Here is a 16,264-nt window from a genome sequence, read left to right on the forward strand (position 1 = left end):
CGAGCGGGCTCGCTCCTACAGTATCGGGTTCAGCGAATTTGATGCTTGTGCAACAACCGGTAGAAGGTCGGCCTGGATATCCCCAGCACCTTGGCGGCAATGCTCAGGTTGTCGCTGTGGCGGTTTAGTACATCACACAAGGCCTGGCGCTCTGCCCGGTGTTTGTAGTCTTCCAGCGTGCCCATCGGCGCGGCAACGGTGTGATGGCTGATCAGCCCGAGGTCACGCGCTTCGATCTGCCGGCCCTCGGCCAGCACCAACCCGCGCCGAACCCGGTTGGCCAGCTCGCGCACATTGCCCGGCCAGTCATGTTTGCCCATGGCTATCAGTGCGTCTTCGCTGAAGCTGCGGGGACGGCGGCCAGTTTCATGGCTGTAGAAATGGGAAAAATGGTTGGCCAGCATCGACAGGTCGCCATTGCGCTCACGCAGGGGCGCGGTCGCGACTTGCAACACGTTCAAACGATAATACAAGTCTTCTCGAAAGCCTTTTTTTTCAATCGCCGCTTCAAGATCGACATGGGTTGCCGCCAGTACCCGCACATCCACCGGAATCGGCTGACTGCCGCCCACCCGCTCGATGTGTTTTTCCTGGAGGAACCGCAACAGGCTCGCCTGCAGTTCCAGGGGCAGATCACCGATCTCGTCGAGAAACAGCGTGCCGCCGTTGGCCGCTTCGATCCGCCCGACCTTACGTTGATGGGCACCCGTAAAGGCGCCCTTCTCGTGGCCAAACAGCTCGGACTGGATCAGGTGCTCGGGAATAGCCCCGCAATTGATAGCGACAAAGGGCTTGCTGTGGCGCAGGGATTGTCGATGCAGCGTACGCGCCACCAATTCTTTACCAGTACCGCTTTCGCCACGAATCAACACCGGCGATTCGGTGGGCGCCAGCTTGCTCAGTAACTTGCGCAATTCGCGAATGGGCTTGCTGTCGCCCAGCAGTTCGTGCTCAGGCTGATCGATATGAACCGTGCCCTGTCCGCGCAGGCGCGCCATGCCAAAGGCCCGACCCAACGTGACCTGGACCCTGGAGACATCGAACGGCAAGGTATGAAAATCGAAAAACCACTCGCAGACAAAGTCCCCGACATTCTGTAGCCGCAGGACATCCTGATTGAGTACGGCGATCCACTCGGTACCGCTTCGGCTGATCACCTCTTTGACGGTATCCGGATGCTCAAGGTGAAAGGGCTGTAATCGTAACAAGCCCACGTCACAACTTCGATCGGCGGCGTTGTCCAGCGAACAGCTATCAACGTCCCATCCCACGGAGCGTAATCCCGGCAGCAGACGATGGCAGTCGTCGCAGGGATCCACCACTAATAAACGACGTAACGCAGGCGCTTCGTTCATGTGATTTCCTTGACGCCAAATTTTAGGATTTTTTATTAAAAACAGTCATTTGGCGGACCTGGCTGTAACGTTAGCAAGAATTTGACGGACGCTTGTACCGTTTGACTATAGGCCCTCTAGATAAAGAGTTATAAGAAGCGGGATTTTCCAGCCATCTGACGAAAGTTTTCTTTCATTACGCTTTCAACGCGAGGCTGTATCCTTGGGATGCGAAAGAAAGTTGAAATTTCTTTTGCTTGAGTGTGACCTGAACCCCGGTTGCGGGCATCAGTACAAGTAACCAGCCGAACGGTAAGCCCAACCGACGGCAATTGACTTGACTGGGCCTATAGAGAGACGACCTATGAACGCCCCACTCCGTGTCAACGAAGCTCTTTTGATTGCCGACCGCGCATTTAAACCGTTCAAATGCGTGGCCTGGGCCCCACAAGACGGTAATGGCGAACTGACCCTCACCGTGATCGACCGCACCAATAACAATATTGGACGCAAGCAGATCCCGAGCAGCGCCTATACCGATCCAGCGCAGCTTGAGTGCTTGCTGCAACAGGCCCGCGCCGAGCTGAGCGAAGAAGGCTACACGTTGCAATCATGGTCGATGCCGCAATAACTGTATGGCGGATTACGCCAGGTAATCCGCATCCCTGGCTGGAATTATTTGGCTGTTTTTTCACGCCAAGCGCACTCAAGACGCTTTCTTACTTGAACTTCGACGCGCCCTTAATTCTTTGCTGGCTTGCCATTGGTTCGAAAAGACACTGTTGTGGCACACAACGACCCTCCGTCTGTTAGTTATGACAGTTGTGCATTTAATCATTCAGGGATTGAATATTCTCTAGAAAGTCGCCACCGCCCAACTTCTGGATAAGGACGACTCGCAAGGAGATGCGTGCATGTCAATCCAGTCTGTTTTGGCTTTCCCGGCAATTGTCCGTGATGCTGGAAAGCTAGACACTTCCTTCGCTGCCAAAGGCACCGCCCAGGTGTATTTCTTCGGCAGCACTTCAAGCTTGGCAAACGACATCGCAATTGATTCACAGGGCCGGCTATTGGTGGCGGCTAAGGTCACCCTGCCTGGTGGCAGCCGCTTTGGCCTGGCACGTTTGCTCAGGGACGGTTCAGCGGACCTGGCTTTTGGCAAACAAGGCAGTGTCATCGGGCAATTCGAGCCGGGTTTCGAGGCCATGGCGGGAAAGGTAAAGGTGCTGCCCAATGGGCACATCTTGATCGTCGGCCTGCAATACGAAAGCGAACACTGCACACTCCCCGCGCTGGCGCTGTTTGACTCGCTGGGTCAACCGGTCAAGCGTTTTGGCGACAATGGCCGTCGCGTCGTGCGGCTGCCAGGCAACTTCTCCCAGGGCATGCGCGACGTCTGGCTACCCCCGGGCGTACCAGGCGCCGAGGCCTGCGGCGTCGACGTGCAGGACGACGGTCGCATACTGTTGGTGACCAATCATCACTTCGAACTCGCCGATCATGCCGCCATGTTGATACGGCTGACCGCAGAGGGCGCGCTGGACAACAGCTTCAATGGCCGCGGCTTTGTGATGGTCAGGCACCTGCTGATGAATACCTGGCTCAGCAGTGTGACGGTACAAGGCGACGGCCGCATCCTGGTGGGTGGCTCAATCAATTTCCCGGAAGAAGGCCTGGTGGCCCGCTATCATGCCGATGGCAGCCTGGACAGCAGTTTTGCCCTGGATGGCTTCATGAGTTTCCTGGCATGCGGACACAGTGCCCAGGTCAGCCAAATCGTCCAGCAGGCCAACGGCGACGTGCAATGTTTTGGCAGCAGCCGCGACCCCATGCGCTGCATGGCCATGAAAATGCATGCCAATGGACGCCCGGATCATCATTGCAATGGCGGCCAGGCGCAATTACTGGAAATCGGTCGCAGCGGTTGCCAATGGACTGCCGCGCAAATGCAGCCGGACGGCAGCGTGTTGACCGCGGGCGCCACCATTGGCGGCGTCGAGGCCGACTTTGTATTGGGCCGATACCTGCCGGGCGGGCAGCTCGATGGCGACTTTGGCGACGGCAGCGGATTTGTACGCACCCGACTGGGCCGCAGCCTTGACACAGCCACTTCAATCGCGGTGCAGAATGATGGCAACATCCTCGTCGGCGGCTATTCGCTGGACGGTACCTATCGGGCGATCGTCGCACGCTACTTGGGCTAACTCGATAGACTTTTCCTACGCTTGATCTTCTGTTCGGCTTACGGCAAGTTGCGCGCTTCTTAACTCAAGGAGTAGCCGATGTCCGGCTCGATGGCCCAGGCGTTCGCGCACAATTTTCTCGGCAACTCACCGCGCTGGTACAAGGCCTGCATTGTCGGTTTCCTGCTTCTCAACGCCGTGACGTTATGGACCGCAGGCCCGGTGGTGGCTGGATGGTTGCTGGTGCTGGAGTTCATTTTTACGCTGGCCATGGCCCTCAAATGTTATCCGCTGATGCCCGGCGGCCTACTGTTGGTCGAAGCGCTGTTGTTGAAAATGACCACGCCCCAGGCACTCTATGACGAGTTGCTGCACAACTTCCCGGTGATCCTGCTGCTGATGTTCATGGTCGCCGGTATCTACTTCATGAAAGACCTGCTGCTGTTCCTGTTCTCGCGCCTGCTGCTAGGGGTACGCAGCAAGGCCCTGCTGGCGCTGATGTTCTGCTTTTTGTCGGCGTTCCTGTCGGCGTTTCTCGATGCCCTGACCGTAACCGCGGTGATCATCAGTGCCGCCGTCGGGTTTTACTCGGTGTACCACCGCGTCGCCTCGGGCAGCGATCCGCGCCAGGACAGCGAGTACAGCGATGACCAGCACCTGCCCACCCTGCATCACGCCGACCTCGAGCAATTCCGCGCGTTTTTGCGCAGCCTGCTGATGCACGGCGCCGTGGGCACTGCGCTCGGTGGTGTGTGCACGCTGGTGGGCGAACCGCAGAACCTGCTGATTGGCCATGAAATGGGCTGGCACTTCGCCGAATTTTTCCTGCAGATCGCGCCGGTGTCCTTGCCTGTGCTGGTCGCGGGCCTGGTCACCTGTGTCCTGCTGGAAAAGCTGCGCTGGTTTGGTTATGGCACGTTGCTGCCGGACAACGTTCGTACCGTGCTGGCCAACTACGCCGCCCAGGACAATGCCGAGCGCACTTCCCGCCAGCGTGCTGCGTTGCTCGTGCAAGGTGCGGCGGCCTTGGTCCTGATTGCCGGGCTGGCCTTTCATGTGGCGGAAGTGGGCCTGATCGGGCTGATGGTGATCGTGCTGATCACCGCGTTCACCGGAATCACCGACGAGCACCGCCTGGGTAACGCATTCAAGGACGCCATGCCCTTCACCGCGTTGCTGGTGGTGTTTTTCGCCGTGGTGGCGGTGATCCACGATCAACAGTTGTTCACGCCATTGATCCATTGGGTGCTGGCCCTGCCCGCCGACCAACAACCGGGCATGCTGTACATCGCCAACGGCTTGCTCTCAGCCATCAGCGACAACGTGTTCGTGGCCACCATCTACATCACCGAGGTAAAACAGGCCTTCCTCTCCGGGCACATGAGCCGCGAACATTTCGAGACGCTGGCGATTGCGATCAATACCGGAACCAACCTGCCCAGCGTGGCGACGCCCAATGGCCAGGCGGCGTTCCTGTTCCTGCTGACCTCGGCGATTGCACCGCTGATTCGCCTGTCGTATGGACGGATGGTGTGGATGGCGTTGCCATATACCGTGGTGATGGGGATTCTGGGTTGGTATGCCGTGAGTTTCTGGTTGTAACACTTAACAAATGTGGGAGCGGGCTTGCTCGCGAAGGGGCCGTGCCAGGCAACATTATTGTTGAATGACACACCGCCTTCGCGAGCAAGCCCGCTCCCACATTTGGATTGTGTGGCTATCGAGGGAGGATGTAGCGCTCGATGGCCTGGGCCGCCCCGTCCTCGGTGTTGGTCCCCGTTACCACATCGGCCTGACGTTTGACTTCGTCCTCCGCCTGGCCCATGGCGATCGACAACCCGGCCACATGAAACATCGCCGGGTCATTGCCGCCATCGCCCATGGCCGCTGTCTGCTCCAGCGGCACACCGAGAAACTCGGCCAGCGTCGCCAACGCCTGCCCCTTGTTAGCCTGCATCGCAGTCACGTCCAGATACACCGGCTGTGAACGCGAGACTTGGGCCTGGCCTTCAACTTTCGCCAGCAACCGGGCCTCCAGCTCAACCAGCAACTGCGTGTTGTTACTGGCGGCGACGATCTTGTCGATGCGGGCCAGGTACGGTTCGTAGCTTTCGACCACCACTGGCGGATATCCCAGCCCGTGTTGTTCGCGCGGCACCAAGGGGCCGGTCGCGTCTTTCACCAGCCAGTCGCCGCAACTGAACACCCAGACTTCGATCTCCGGTTGATCGGCGAACAGCGCCAGGGTCATCAATGCCGCCGCGGCCGGTAAATAATGCGCGACGAGCAAACTGCCATCGGGATGAACGACGGTGCCGCCGTTGAAGGCTGCCGTGGGCAGGTCAACGCCCAAGGCCTCGATCGTTTGCAACATGGCCCTGGGTGGACGCCCCGTGGCCAGGCTGAACGACACTCCGGCTTCACGCAACGAACGGACCGCGTCGATGGTGCGTTGGCTGAGGCTGTGATCGGGCAACAATAACGTGCCGTCCATGTCACTGAGCAGCAAGCGGATGGGTTGTTGCGACTCGTCACTCATCCGAGGCCGTGCCAGACGCGACCATCGCGAGCCAGCAGTTCTTCGGCGGCTTGCGGTCCGTTTTCGCCTGCAGCGTAGCCCTGCACGCTGGCATCCTGCTGCCAGGCGTCCAGGAAAGGCTGCACCGCACGCCAGCCGTTCTCGATGTTGTCGGCACGCTGGAACAGGGTCTGATCGCCGGTGAGGCAATCGTAGATCAAGGTTTCGTAGCCGGTGGACGGCTGCATTTCGAAGAAATCCTTGTAGGCAAACCCCAGTTCGATGTTGTCCATCTTCAGGGTCTGGCCGGGGCGCTTGGCCAGCAGGTCGAACCACATGCCTTCGTTGGGTTGAATCTGGATGCGCAGGTAGGTGGGTGCCAGCTCATCGACTTCGGTATCGCGGAACTGCGCATAAGGCGCAGGTTTGAAGCAGATGACGATCTCGGTGTCGCGCACGCTCATGCGCTTGCCGGTTCGTAGGTAGAAAGGCACGCCGACCCAGCGCCAGTTATCGATCATGACTTTCAGGGCGACATAGGTTTCGGTGTTGCTGTCGGGCGCTACCTTGTCTTCCTGGCGATAACCGCGCAGTCGCTGACCATCGACTTCGCCAGCGGTGTACTGGCCGCGCACCGAATTGGCCCGGGCCTCTTCCACCGACCAGGGACGAATCGCGCCGACCACCTTGGCTTTCTCGCCGCGAACCGCATCGGCGCCAAACGCGGCCGGTGGCTCCATGGCCACCATCGCCAACAACTGGAACAGGTGATTGGGCACCATGTCCCGCAGGGCGCCAGTGTTTTCGTAGAAACTGCCACGGGTTTCGACGCCGACGGTTTCGGCGGCGGTGATTTGCACGTGGTCGATGTAATGGTTGTTCCAGAACGCTTCGAACAGGCTGTTGGAGAACCGGCTGACCAGGATGTTCTGCACGGTCTCCTTGCCCAGGTAATGATCGATACGGTAGATCTGCTTTTCCGTCATGACCTTGAGCAGGCAGGCGTTCAGGGCCTCGGCGGTCTGCAGGTCGGAACCGAAAGGCTTTTCGATCACCACCCTGCGAAACACCTCGGGGCTTTCCTGCAGCAAGCCGGACGCGCCGAGACGGCGCACCACTTCACTGAAAAAGCGTGGCGCGGTGGCCAGGTAGAACACCGCGTTGCCAGTGCCGCTGGCGGCGATTTTTGCCGCCAGCGCTTGATAAGTGCCGTCGTCCAGGAAATCGCCCTGGACGTAGCTGATGCCTTTGGCGAGGTTGGCCCACACAGCCGGGTCAAGGGCCTGATCGCCCTTGCCGATTTTGCCGGCCACCTCATTGCGAATGAAGTCCTCGAGCTTTTGCGCGAAGCCTTCATCGCTGATGGCGTTATGGTCAACGCCGACGATCCGCAAGCCATCCCCGAGTAAACCGTCGCGCTTGAGGTTGTACAGCGCCGGCATCAGCAGGCGCTTGACCAGATCACCGTGGGCGCCGAACAGGAACAGCGTGGTGGGTGGCGCGGGTTCAGTCTTGGATTTCCTGCGGATCCCATGGGTCATTTTTTCGCGGTCTCCACGTGGCCGCCGAAGCCGAAGCGCTGGGCCGAGAGAATCTTGTCGCCAAAAGTGCCCTGGCCACGGGAGCGGTAGCGGGCGAACAGCGAGTTCGACAGCACCGGTACAGGCACGGCCTGCTCCATGGCGGCCTCGATGGTCCATTGACCTTCGCCGCTGTCAGCCACGGAACCCGAGAAGCCGTCGAGTTTCGGATCGCTGGCCAGCGCGTCGGCCGTCAAGTCCAGCAGCCAGGACGACACCACGCTGCCCCGACGCCAGACTTCGGCGATGTCGGCGACGTTCAGGTCAAAACGCTGGTCTTCCGGCAGCTTGGTGCTGGACTTGGTCTTGAGGATGTCGAAACCTTCGGCGAAGGCCTGCATCATGCCGTATTCGATGCCGTTGTGGATCATCTTGACGAAATGCCCGGCACCGGCGGGACCGGCGTGGATGTAACCGCGCTCGGCGCGATCGTCATCGGATTTGCGGTCCTTGGTGCGCGGGATATCACCCATGCCTGGCGCGAGGCTGTCGAACAGCGGATCAAGACGCTTAACGGTCTGCGTATCGCCGCCGATCATCATGCAATAGCCGCGCTCCAGGCCCCAGACACCGCCGGAGGTGCCGACGTCGATATAGTGCAGGCCTTTTTCCGAAAGGGTCTTGGCCCGGCGGATGTCGTCCTTATAGAAGGTGTTGCCGCCGTCGATGATGGTATCGCCGGCTTCGAGCAAGGTGCTCAGGGTGTCGATGGTGTCTTCGGTCGGTGCGCCTGCCGGCAACATGACCCACACCGCTCGTGGTTTGGCCAGGCCAGCGACCAGGGCCGGCAAATCGGCGACGCCGGTGGCGCCTTCGCTGCTCAAGGTATCGACGAAGGCGGTATTGCGGTCGTACACAACGGTGGTATGTCCGTTGAGCATCAGGCGCCGCGCAATATTGCCGCCCATGCGGCCCAGTCCAATAATCCCGAGTTGCATGTGCTGATGCTCCCTACTACAAATAAAAGTGTGTCAAAGGTTATAGCCCAACGCGACTCATGAGGTTAGTCCAGAGCGTTGGCATGAAGTTTCCGGGCATTGTGCCCGATCCTGATGGATAACGTCGGGAATCGTGCCGAAGACACAACGACCATGAAAAATAAAAAAGTTCCCTTCAGGGGCAAAAGAAATCAAAATTGGCGCCGATAGTAGATGAGCCACCGATTTCGGCGGCCAACCTACAGTTGAGACACGCCATTTGCGAGGTGAGCAATGGGCACAGTACACACCGCACTGCCAGCACAAACCCTTTACGTCACTATCCGTCGCGATGAATTGCGTCAGTTGAAAGACGAGCGTGACCAGTTGAAACAGGAGCTGGCGCAATTGCGCTTGCTGATTCAGGGCCAACAGCCCTTGCCATTGCCCCAGCGGGCACCGCACGCCTGATCTCCTCGCCTTTGTCGGAAGTAGTACTGCACTGCTTCCGGCGCGCCGTATCCCCTTTTGCCTGCGATCACTCACGAAATTTTCACATTCGCCTGTTGATACTCCGGCGCATTGTGCGCCGCCTGGACTGTGCGCGGCCGCCGTTTTCGGCGCTTGCGTGGCCTGGCGGTACGAGTGACTACTGGCTGGAGCGTTGAATGACTTGGTTTAAACGCAGCGATTCGTCTGCGGAAGGTTTCGATTGGGCAGGGTTCCTCTGGCTGTTCCTGTTCTTCTGGTATTTTTCCGGCATCACCCAGCTGTTGATCCAGCTGACCGGCACCTCCGGTTTCACCGGGTTTCGCCAGGCGTTCGTGATGAGTGCCATCTGGTTGGCGCCGATGCTGTTGTTCCCGAGGCAAACCCGAGTGATGGCCGCGGTCATCGGCGTGGTGCTGTGGGCGTGCTCGATGGCCAGCCTCGGTTACTTCTTCATTTATCAGCAGGAATTCTCCCAAAGCGTCATCTTCATCATGTTCGAGTCGAACGTGTCCGAAGCTGGCGAATACATGACCCAGTATTTTGCCTGGTGGATGGTTCCGGCCTTCCTCGCGCACACCGCGGTCGGCTATTTCCTGTGGACACGCCTGCGCCCGGTGTACCTGCCTCGCGCCAAGGCCCTGGCGGTGGCCGCCGCCATACTGGTCGGCGTGGTCGGTTATCCGCTGGTCAAACAAACCCTGCGTACCGGCAGCTTCGCCGAGGGCTTCGAGAAATTCGAAACACGCATCGAGCCGGCTGTGCCGTGGCAGATGGCCGTGGCCTATCACCGCTACCTCGATACCCTGGCCAACATGCAGCAGATGCTGCACAGCGCGAGCAAGGCCGCACCACTGCACAACTTCAAGGATTCGACGGCCAACCAGCCCGCCACCCTCGTGTTGGTGATCGGCGAATCCACCAACCGACAGCGCATGAGCCTGTACGGCTATCCTCGGCAAACCACCCCGGAACTGGACAAGCTCAAGGACCAACTGGCGGTCTTCGATAACGTCATCACGCCGCGCCCCTACACCATCGAGGCATTGCAACAGGTTCTGACTTTCGCCGACGAAGAAAACCCTGAGCTGTACCTGTCCACGCCGTCATTGGTCGCCATGATGAAACAGGCTGGCTACAAGACGTTCTGGATCACCAACCAGCAGACCATGACCAAGCGCAACACCATGCTCACGACCTTTTCCGAGCAGGCCGACGAACAGGTGTACCTGAACAACAATCGCAACCAGAATGCCGCCCAGTACGATGGCGATGTGATCGAGCCGTTCAACAAGGCCCTGGCCGACGCGGCACCGCGCAAGCTGATCGTGGTGCATTTGCTTGGCACGCACATGAGCTATCAGTACCGCTACCCTGCGACCTTCGACAAGTTCAAGGATCGCAACGGTGTTCCGGCCGGCGTAAGGGACGATCAACTGCCCACCTATAACAGCTACGACAACGCCGTGCTGTACAACGACTTCGTGGTGTCGAGCCTGATCAAGGACTTCGCCAAGTCTGACCCGAATGGCTTCCTGTTCTACCTCTCCGACCACGGCGAAGACGTGTTCGACTCCCCTGGCCATGGCACCCTCGGGCGCAACGAGAGCAAGCCGACGGCGCCGATGTATACCATCCCGTTCATGGCCTGGGCCTCGCCAAAGTGGCGCGAAACCCACGACTGGAACTTTGCCGGCGACCTGGGGCGCCCGTACAGCAGTTCGCACATGATCCATACCTGGGCAGACCTGGCGGGGTTGAGTTTCGATGAACTCGATCGCAGCAAGAGCGTGGTCAGCGACAGCTTCAAGGCGCGCCCATTGCTGATCGGCAACCCTTATGAGCGGCAACAGCGGCCCTTGATCGATTTCAGCCTGATCAAGCCAAAAGCTGCGCCAGTCTTGCCTGAAGTCGTGCAAAAGTAGTCCTTTCAACACCATTCAAACCTGTGGGAGCGAGCCTGCTCGCGATGACGTCGGCACAGTCAACATTGATGTTGATTGATCCATCGCCATCGCGAGCAGGCTCGCTCCCACAGTTGTTTCGTGTTGTAGGAAGCAACGTCATAATAATAATTATTCTCGTTTACCCCTAAATCCCTCCCCCCTCCTTCGTCTTTGCATAAACGGAATTTTCCCTCGACGACAAGGAGTCGGCCGCGATGTTCGCGCCTATCACCCGTTCCATGACTTTTACCCTTGGCCTGTGCGGCGCCGCACTGAGCCCGGATCTACTGGCTGAATCCGAGACCGAGCCCGCCCCGCTGGCGTCCACCCTCATGCTCGGTGCCACCAACGTCACCGCCCAGAACCTGGGCAGCACTACTGAAAACACCGAGTCGTACACCACCGGTGCCATGAGCACGGCCACCCGCCTGAACCTGTCGATCAAGGACACGCCGCAATCGGTTTCCGTGGTCACGCGCCAGCAAATGGACGATTTCAAACTCGGTAGCCTGTCCGAAGCCATGAGCCAGACCACAGGCGTGGTGGTCCAGCACAACGACTCGGACCGTGTCAGCTATTCCTCGCGTGGCTACACGATCAACAATTTCCAGGTCGATGGCATGCTGAATACCTTTAGCTACATGAAGTCCGATTCCGACACCATCATCTACGACCGCATCGAAGTGGTACGCGGTGCAACGGGCTTGACCACCGGCGCAGGCGACCCTTCGGCCACCATCAACATGGTGCGCAAGCGACCGACTTCGCAGTGGGAGGCCAAGACCGGCGTCAGTGGCGGCAGCTATGACGACTACTACAGCTACCTGGACGTCGGCGGTCCGCTGGCTTTCGACGGGCGACTGCGCGGTCGTGGAGTGGTGGCCTATCGCGACAGCGATTCGTACCGGGACAAATACCAGCAGCAACGGGAAGTCGGCTACGGGGTGCTCGAGGCCGACCTGACCGACGACACCCTGCTGGCGGTGGGTTACGACTATCAGGACAAGCACGTGCAAGGTACGTCCTGGGGCACGGTGCCGTACTGGAACGCTGACGGCAGCAAGGCCAACCTTGGGCGCTCGACCAACATGGCCACGTCCTGGAGTTCCTGGCCGCTCAAGGACAAGACTGCGTTCGCCAACCTCGATCACCAGCTCGGTGGCGGGTGGCAACTCAAGGCCGCCTACACCCACCGTGAAAGTGACACCGACGGCAAGATCTACTATGCCGGTGGCGGCTTTCCCGAGGCGGACCGCAGCGGCATGGTCGCCAACGTCAGTCACATGATCGGCACGCAAAAAATGAAAGCCTATGACTTCAACGTGTCCGGCCCCTACACACTGCTGGGACGCTACCACGAAATGATGGTCGGCTATGGCGAGGCCGAACGCAGCGAAGAAAGTCCTTTCACGCAAGACGGCCCACGGGCCGCGGATTACGAAAACGTCCCCGACTGGAAGTACATGGGCAACATCGGCAAGTTTCCCGACACCGTCACCGGCCTTTCCGGGGCTAAAGACAACACTCGGCAAAAGGCCGGCTACCTGGCCACGCGCCTGAGCCTCACCGATGAACTGCACGCGGTACTCGGCAGCCGCTACGGCAGCTGGAAGGCCTCAAGCACCACCAACGCCTATGACGCCAACCTGCAACTGACCAGCGTCGACCACAGCAGCCAACAGCACAATGATATGTGGACGCCGTACGCCGGGTTGCTCTACGACCTCACCCCGCAGTACACCGCATACGTCAGCTACACCGATATTTTCAAACCACAATCCAACCGCGACAGCAATCGCAAGTACCTTGAACCTGTGGTCGGCAGTAACTATGAACTGGGTCTCAAGGGCAGCCTGCTCGAAGAGCGATTGAACCTCGCCACCGCGTTGTTCTGGAGCAAGCAGGACAACGTCGCGGAACTTGACGATTCCGTTCCGCCGGACCCGGTCACCGGCGAAGAGTTCTTCAAGTCCGGCGGCAAGGGCAACAAAGTCCAGGGTTTTGAAGCCGAGGCGTCAGGCGAAGTCATGCAGGGCTGGAACATGACCGCCGGTTACACCTACACCCACTCGGTCAACGGTGAAAAGGAACGTAACAACACCAACCAACCGTTGAACATGCTGCGCTTCTCCACGGCTTATCACTTGCCCGGCGAGTGGCAGCCGTTGACCGTGGGTGCTGCAGTGAACTGGCAGAGCGACGTGTATCGCAACGCCAGTCGCCCGGTCGGGCGCGGCGCCGATGGCAGCCTGGTCACCGCGCGCACGGACATCCGCCAGCAGGCCTACACCGTGGTCAACCTGATGTCGCGCTACGCATTCGAGCGGCACCTGTCAGCCTCGTTGAACGTCAACAACCTGTTCGACAAGAAGTACTACGATAACGTCGGGTTCTATAACGGTGTGTATTGGGGCGATCCGCGCACGGTGACCCTGAGCCTGGACTGGACACTCTAGAGGCGATGTTAATTCCCATTTAACGGAATCGGCGGATAATGAGCGTTCGACTTTGATTCATTGACTCATGGACGAAAGGCATCCGACATCTGTAAGTGGGAGGCACACCATGAAAAGATCCACGTTGATCCTCGCAGTCCTGATGACGTTAGGCTCCGCCAGCGCCTTTGCCGAAGGCGGCGCCGAACGCATGCGCTACTACTACGAGACCTTGCACTACAACCAGCAGGTGGCGCTGGGCAACATCACGCCAGGCCAGGCGAAGGAACTGCGAGTGCCGGACGATCAAACCGCGCAAATGACCGAGTCCTATAGGCCGAAATGATCGACTTCTGCCTGTCTGTCTTTCTGTAGGAGCGAGCATGCTCGCGATGGTGGTCAACGATGACGCGGGGCACCAGATACCCCTCGTTGTCCTTGAGTCCATCGCGAGCATGCTCGCTCCTACACAGGGGGATTAAAGCGGCTTGATCCAGAACATCATGCGCCCGTGCGCCGGATCGAACTCTCCCGGGGCAAAGCCGAACCTGGTGTAGGACGCCTGCGCCGGCCCATTGCCTTCCAGCACCTCAAGGGTGATCTTGCAGCAGCCGCGCTGGCGAGCGATGTCCTCGACCTTGTGCAGCATCCGCTGGCTCAGACCCAAGCCGCGAAACTTCGGCACCACCGCCACGTCGTGCACGTTGACCAATGGCCGACAGGCAAAGGTCGAAAACCCTTCAAAGCAATTGATCAACCCGGCCGGTTCGCCGCCCACGAAGGCCAGCACGCTGAACGCATGGGGGCGCTTGGCCAATTCAGCCGGCAGATGCTCCAGCACTGTGGCAGGAAGAGAATGACCACCCCCCATTGGATCTTCGGCGTAACTGTTCAATACCAGGCAGATCGCCTCGGCATGTACCGGATTGGTATAGCTGGCTTGAAGCACAAGAATTTCTGCGGAATCCATTTCCATCCTCGATCACATAAAGTAGTCCCGATACGTCAGCATCGGACTACGACCCTATCCTGAGCGTCATGTGTGTTGCAAGATCAAAAGATCGCAGCCTGCGGCAGCTCAGAGTTCGGTGTAGGAGCTGCCGCAGGCTGCGATCTTTTATCTCAATGCCCCCAGATCAACGCTTCGGTCCATCCCAGCTCGGCAAAATCCTCAGCCCGCAGGTGCGACTCGCCGGCACAGAAAAACTCGTCCAGCTGCGGCGGCTTCACCGAAGTCCCACTGAGCATCGCGTGCACCTGCCCGCGATGATGAATCTGATGCTCGAAAAGATGCGACAGCAGGCGCAGGCGGCTGTCGTATTGCGGTGTATCCCGGGCAATGGTCACGATCTTGCCGAGGTCGACGTCGCGCATTTGTTCGCAGTAGGCGATCAATCGCCGGTCGACCTGCGCCTGTTCGCGCTTGAGGTCGACGGCCTGGGTAAACGGCTCGTCGTCCTTGAAGAACACGTAGCAATCAGGATGAGGGTCGTCACCGCGCAACTCGCGCTCAAGGGCATCCACGTAAAACCAGTCGCAGGTCAGGATGTGGTTGAGGGTTGCGATGATACTGGGAAAGAAGCTGACCCGGGGGGCCGCCAACGCCTCCTGGCTCAACTGACACCAGGCCTTGGCCAACCGGTGATTGGCCCAGGCATTCTGATAGGCCATGGTCAACAAATGGTGTGACAGAGGTTGATTCATGTTCACGCCTCCTGGAATTCACGCCTCGGCAAAACGTTGCAGCTGCATTTCCTGCAGGCGACTGAGGGTGCGGCGGAACGGAAATTCCAGGTAGCCCTCAGTGTAAAGCGCGTCCATGGGCACCTGGGCTTCGAGGTACAGCGGCACTTTACGGTCGTAACACTCGTCCACCAGCGCGATGAAACGCCGTACGCCATCATCGTGCACCGACAACTGCGGCAATTCCCGGTCGCCTGCCACCACGCGCTCGACCCCGTCCTCAGTGCCCCGGGCAATGCGCCCGGCGCGCTTTTGCGCGCTGAGGTTGGGCACGTCACCTAGAAGAATAGCGCTGAAGGTGTCGCACAGGGTCATGAAATCCATCGCGGCAAAGGGCTGCTCGCAGAGGTCGGCATAACGGCACCAAAGCACGCTCTGGCTGGCCTGAACCACTTCCAGCGAACGGTAGCCGACCTTGATCGGCGCGCTGGAAACCGCTTGGCCCAGGGTCAGTACCTTGAATACGTCTGCCAATGCACTGGGCTGACCGGGCGCCGCCACCCAGTAACGTTGCAAGCCCTGCCCCGGATGCAGGCGATGGTCTTCGCCGCCGTCCACCGCGATCACTTGCATGTGCTGCTTGATCGCGGCGATGGCCGGCGTGAAGCGATCGCGGTTGAAACCGTCGGCGTACAGCTGGTCCGGTGGCAGGTTGGAGGTGCAGACCACCACCACGCCCTGTTCAAACATCACCTGGAACAGGCGCCCGAGGATGATCGCGTCGCCGATGTCATTGACGAACAATTCGTCGAAGCACAGTACGCGCACCTCTTCGCTGAGTTCGCGGGCCAAGGCCTTCAATGGGTCGGCGGTACCGGTGAGCTGGAATGAACGCTGGTGCACCCAACCCATGAAATGGTGGAAATGCTGACGCCGGGCCGGCACCCGCAGGTTCTGGTAGAACTGGTCCATCAACCAGGTCTTGCCACGCCCGACCGGACCCCAGAGGTACACGCCCATCATCGGCCTGCGGCCTTCATGAAGCGCTTCATGGCACTTTTGCAGAGCCCAGACGGCATGTTCCTGAGCTTCGTCCTGGACGAAACCCTTCTGTTCGATCGCGTGCTGCCAGGCACTGAGGGGAGAGTCGACATTCATGCGCGGCAGTATGCCACCCGT

The 16,264-nt window shown here is 59.4% G+C and carries 14 protein-coding genes; 7 read left to right on the forward strand and 7 right to left on the reverse strand.

All coding sequences use genetic code 11. From position 1 onward, the window contains the following. Positions 1-29 precede the first annotated feature (29 nt). Positions 30-1,355, reverse strand: coding sequence for a sigma-54 dependent transcriptional regulator (locus tag PG5_RS10790; protein WP_020797154.1), 1,326 nt, complete (start codon positions 1,353-1,355; stop codon positions 30-32). 343 nt (positions 1,356-1,698) lie between these two features. Between PG5_RS10790 and PG5_RS10795 the strand changes: the two genes are divergently transcribed. The 3 genes from PG5_RS10795 (at position 1,699) to nhaB (ending at position 5,119) form a co-directional block, all read left to right on the forward strand. Continuing rightward, a complete protein-coding gene (locus PG5_RS10795; RefSeq protein ID WP_033041741.1) occupies positions 1,699-1,965 on the forward strand; it encodes a hypothetical protein in 267 nt (88 codons plus the stop codon). A gap of 283 nt (positions 1,966-2,248) precedes the next feature. Continuing rightward, positions 2,249-3,538 (forward strand): delta-60 repeat domain-containing protein, encoded by a 1,290-nt coding sequence (locus PG5_RS10800; RefSeq protein ID WP_020797156.1) that lies wholly within the window; start codon positions 2,249-2,251, stop codon positions 3,536-3,538. A 78-nt stretch (positions 3,539-3,616) separates the two neighbouring features. Then, positions 3,617-5,119 carry a sodium/proton antiporter NhaB gene (nhaB, locus tag PG5_RS10805; RefSeq protein ID WP_020797157.1) on the forward strand — a complete coding sequence of 501 codons (1,503 nt, stop codon included), beginning with the start codon at positions 3,617-3,619 and terminating at the stop codon, positions 5,117-5,119. Positions 5,120-5,234: 115 nt separating this feature from the next. On the opposite strand, the gene PG5_RS10810 is transcribed toward nhaB, so the two are convergent. From PG5_RS10810 to gnd, 3 genes are read right to left on the reverse strand one after another with little or no spacing between them, the layout of a single operon-like run. Next, positions 5,235-6,056, reverse strand: coding sequence for a Cof-type HAD-IIB family hydrolase (locus PG5_RS10810; RefSeq protein WP_020797158.1), 822 nt, complete (start codon positions 6,054-6,056; stop codon positions 5,235-5,237). Continuing rightward, a complete protein-coding gene (zwf, locus tag PG5_RS10815) occupies positions 6,053-7,576 on the reverse strand; it encodes a glucose-6-phosphate dehydrogenase (RefSeq protein WP_020797159.1) in 1,524 nt (507 codons plus the stop codon). Before zwf ends, PG5_RS10810 begins: the two co-directional genes overlap by 4 nt. Next, positions 7,573-8,553: a phosphogluconate dehydrogenase (NAD(+)-dependent, decarboxylating) gene (gnd, locus tag PG5_RS10820; RefSeq protein ID WP_020797160.1), complete on the reverse strand. Its 981-nt coding sequence runs from the start codon at positions 8,551-8,553 to the stop codon at positions 7,573-7,575. Before gnd ends, zwf begins: the two co-directional genes overlap by 4 nt. Positions 8,554-8,826: 273 nt before the next feature. Here gnd and PG5_RS34420 point away from each other — a divergent pair, with 273 nt between their 5' ends. From PG5_RS34420 to PG5_RS10835, 4 genes are all read left to right on the forward strand, one after another. Then, entirely contained in the window at positions 8,827-9,003 is a 177-nt protein-coding gene (locus PG5_RS34420; RefSeq protein ID WP_020797161.1) for a DUF6026 family protein, read from the forward strand. 197 nt (positions 9,004-9,200) lie between these two features. Beyond that, positions 9,201-10,946, forward strand: a complete 1,746-nt coding sequence (locus PG5_RS10825) for a phosphoethanolamine transferase CptA (RefSeq protein ID WP_020797162.1) — start codon at positions 9,201-9,203, stop codon at positions 10,944-10,946. Between the two features lie 236 nt (positions 10,947-11,182). Then, positions 11,183-13,423 (forward strand): TonB-dependent siderophore receptor, encoded by a 2,241-nt coding sequence (locus PG5_RS10830; RefSeq protein WP_020797164.1) that lies wholly within the window; start codon positions 11,183-11,185, stop codon positions 13,421-13,423. Between the two features lie 109 nt (positions 13,424-13,532). Then, complete coding sequence (locus PG5_RS10835; RefSeq protein ID WP_020797165.1) at positions 13,533-13,748, forward strand: hypothetical protein; 216 nt, start codon at positions 13,533-13,535, stop codon at positions 13,746-13,748. Between the two features lie 132 nt (positions 13,749-13,880). Here PG5_RS10835 and PG5_RS10840 read toward each other — a convergent pair whose 3' ends face one another. The 3 genes from PG5_RS10840 to zapE all read right to left on the reverse strand — a co-directional run bounded on the left by PG5_RS10840 (position 13,881) and on the right by zapE (position 16,243). Then, the gene (locus PG5_RS10840) at positions 13,881-14,372 is read right to left on the reverse strand and encodes a GNAT family N-acetyltransferase (protein WP_020797166.1); all 492 of its coding nucleotides are present in this window, start codon (positions 14,370-14,372) and stop codon (positions 13,881-13,883) included. Positions 14,373-14,524: 152 nt separating this feature from the next. After that, positions 14,525-15,106: a DinB family protein gene (locus PG5_RS10845; protein WP_020797167.1), complete on the reverse strand. Its 582-nt coding sequence runs from the start codon at positions 15,104-15,106 to the stop codon at positions 14,525-14,527. Positions 15,107-15,124: 18 nt separating this feature from the next. Beyond that, the gene (gene zapE / locus PG5_RS10850; protein WP_033042471.1) at positions 15,125-16,243 is read right to left on the reverse strand and encodes a cell division protein ZapE; all 1,119 of its coding nucleotides are present in this window, start codon (positions 16,241-16,243) and stop codon (positions 15,125-15,127) included. Positions 16,244-16,264: the final 21 nt, after the last annotated feature.

It is taken from the genome of Pseudomonas sp. G5(2012) (genome assembly GCF_000408945.1).
GTDB lineage: Bacteria > Pseudomonadota > Gammaproteobacteria > Pseudomonadales > Pseudomonadaceae > Aquipseudomonas > Aquipseudomonas umsongensis.

Coding starts and splice junctions, on each gene's coding strand:
- PG5_RS10790 (WP_020797154.1), bottom strand. CDS start 1,355: ATGAACGAAGCGCCTGCGTTACGTCGTTTATTAGTGGTGGATCCCTGC.
- PG5_RS10795 (WP_033041741.1), top strand. CDS start 1,699: ATGAACGCCCCACTCCGTGTCAACGAAGCTCTTTTGATTGCCGACCGC.
- PG5_RS10800 (WP_020797156.1), top strand. CDS start 2,249: ATGTCAATCCAGTCTGTTTTGGCTTTCCCGGCAATTGTCCGTGATGCT.
- nhaB (WP_020797157.1), top strand. CDS start 3,617: ATGTCCGGCTCGATGGCCCAGGCGTTCGCGCACAATTTTCTCGGCAAC.
- PG5_RS10810 (WP_020797158.1), bottom strand. CDS start 6,056: ATGAGTGACGAGTCGCAACAACCCATCCGCTTGCTGCTCAGTGACATG.
- zwf (WP_020797159.1), bottom strand. CDS start 7,576: ATGACCCATGGGATCCGCAGGAAATCCAAGACTGAACCCGCGCCACCC.
- gnd (WP_020797160.1), bottom strand. CDS start 8,553: ATGCAACTCGGGATTATTGGACTGGGCCGCATGGGCGGCAATATTGCG.
- PG5_RS34420 (WP_020797161.1), top strand. CDS start 8,827: ATGGGCACAGTACACACCGCACTGCCAGCACAAACCCTTTACGTCACT.
- PG5_RS10825 (WP_020797162.1), top strand. CDS start 9,201: ATGACTTGGTTTAAACGCAGCGATTCGTCTGCGGAAGGTTTCGATTGG.
- PG5_RS10830 (WP_020797164.1), top strand. CDS start 11,183: ATGTTCGCGCCTATCACCCGTTCCATGACTTTTACCCTTGGCCTGTGC.
- PG5_RS10835 (WP_020797165.1), top strand. CDS start 13,533: ATGAAAAGATCCACGTTGATCCTCGCAGTCCTGATGACGTTAGGCTCC.
- PG5_RS10840 (WP_020797166.1), bottom strand. CDS start 14,372: ATGGATTCCGCAGAAATTCTTGTGCTTCAAGCCAGCTATACCAATCCG.
- PG5_RS10845 (WP_020797167.1), bottom strand. CDS start 15,106: ATGAATCAACCTCTGTCACACCATTTGTTGACCATGGCCTATCAGAAT.
- zapE (WP_033042471.1), bottom strand. CDS start 16,243: ATGAATGTCGACTCTCCCCTCAGTGCCTGGCAGCACGCGATCGAACAG.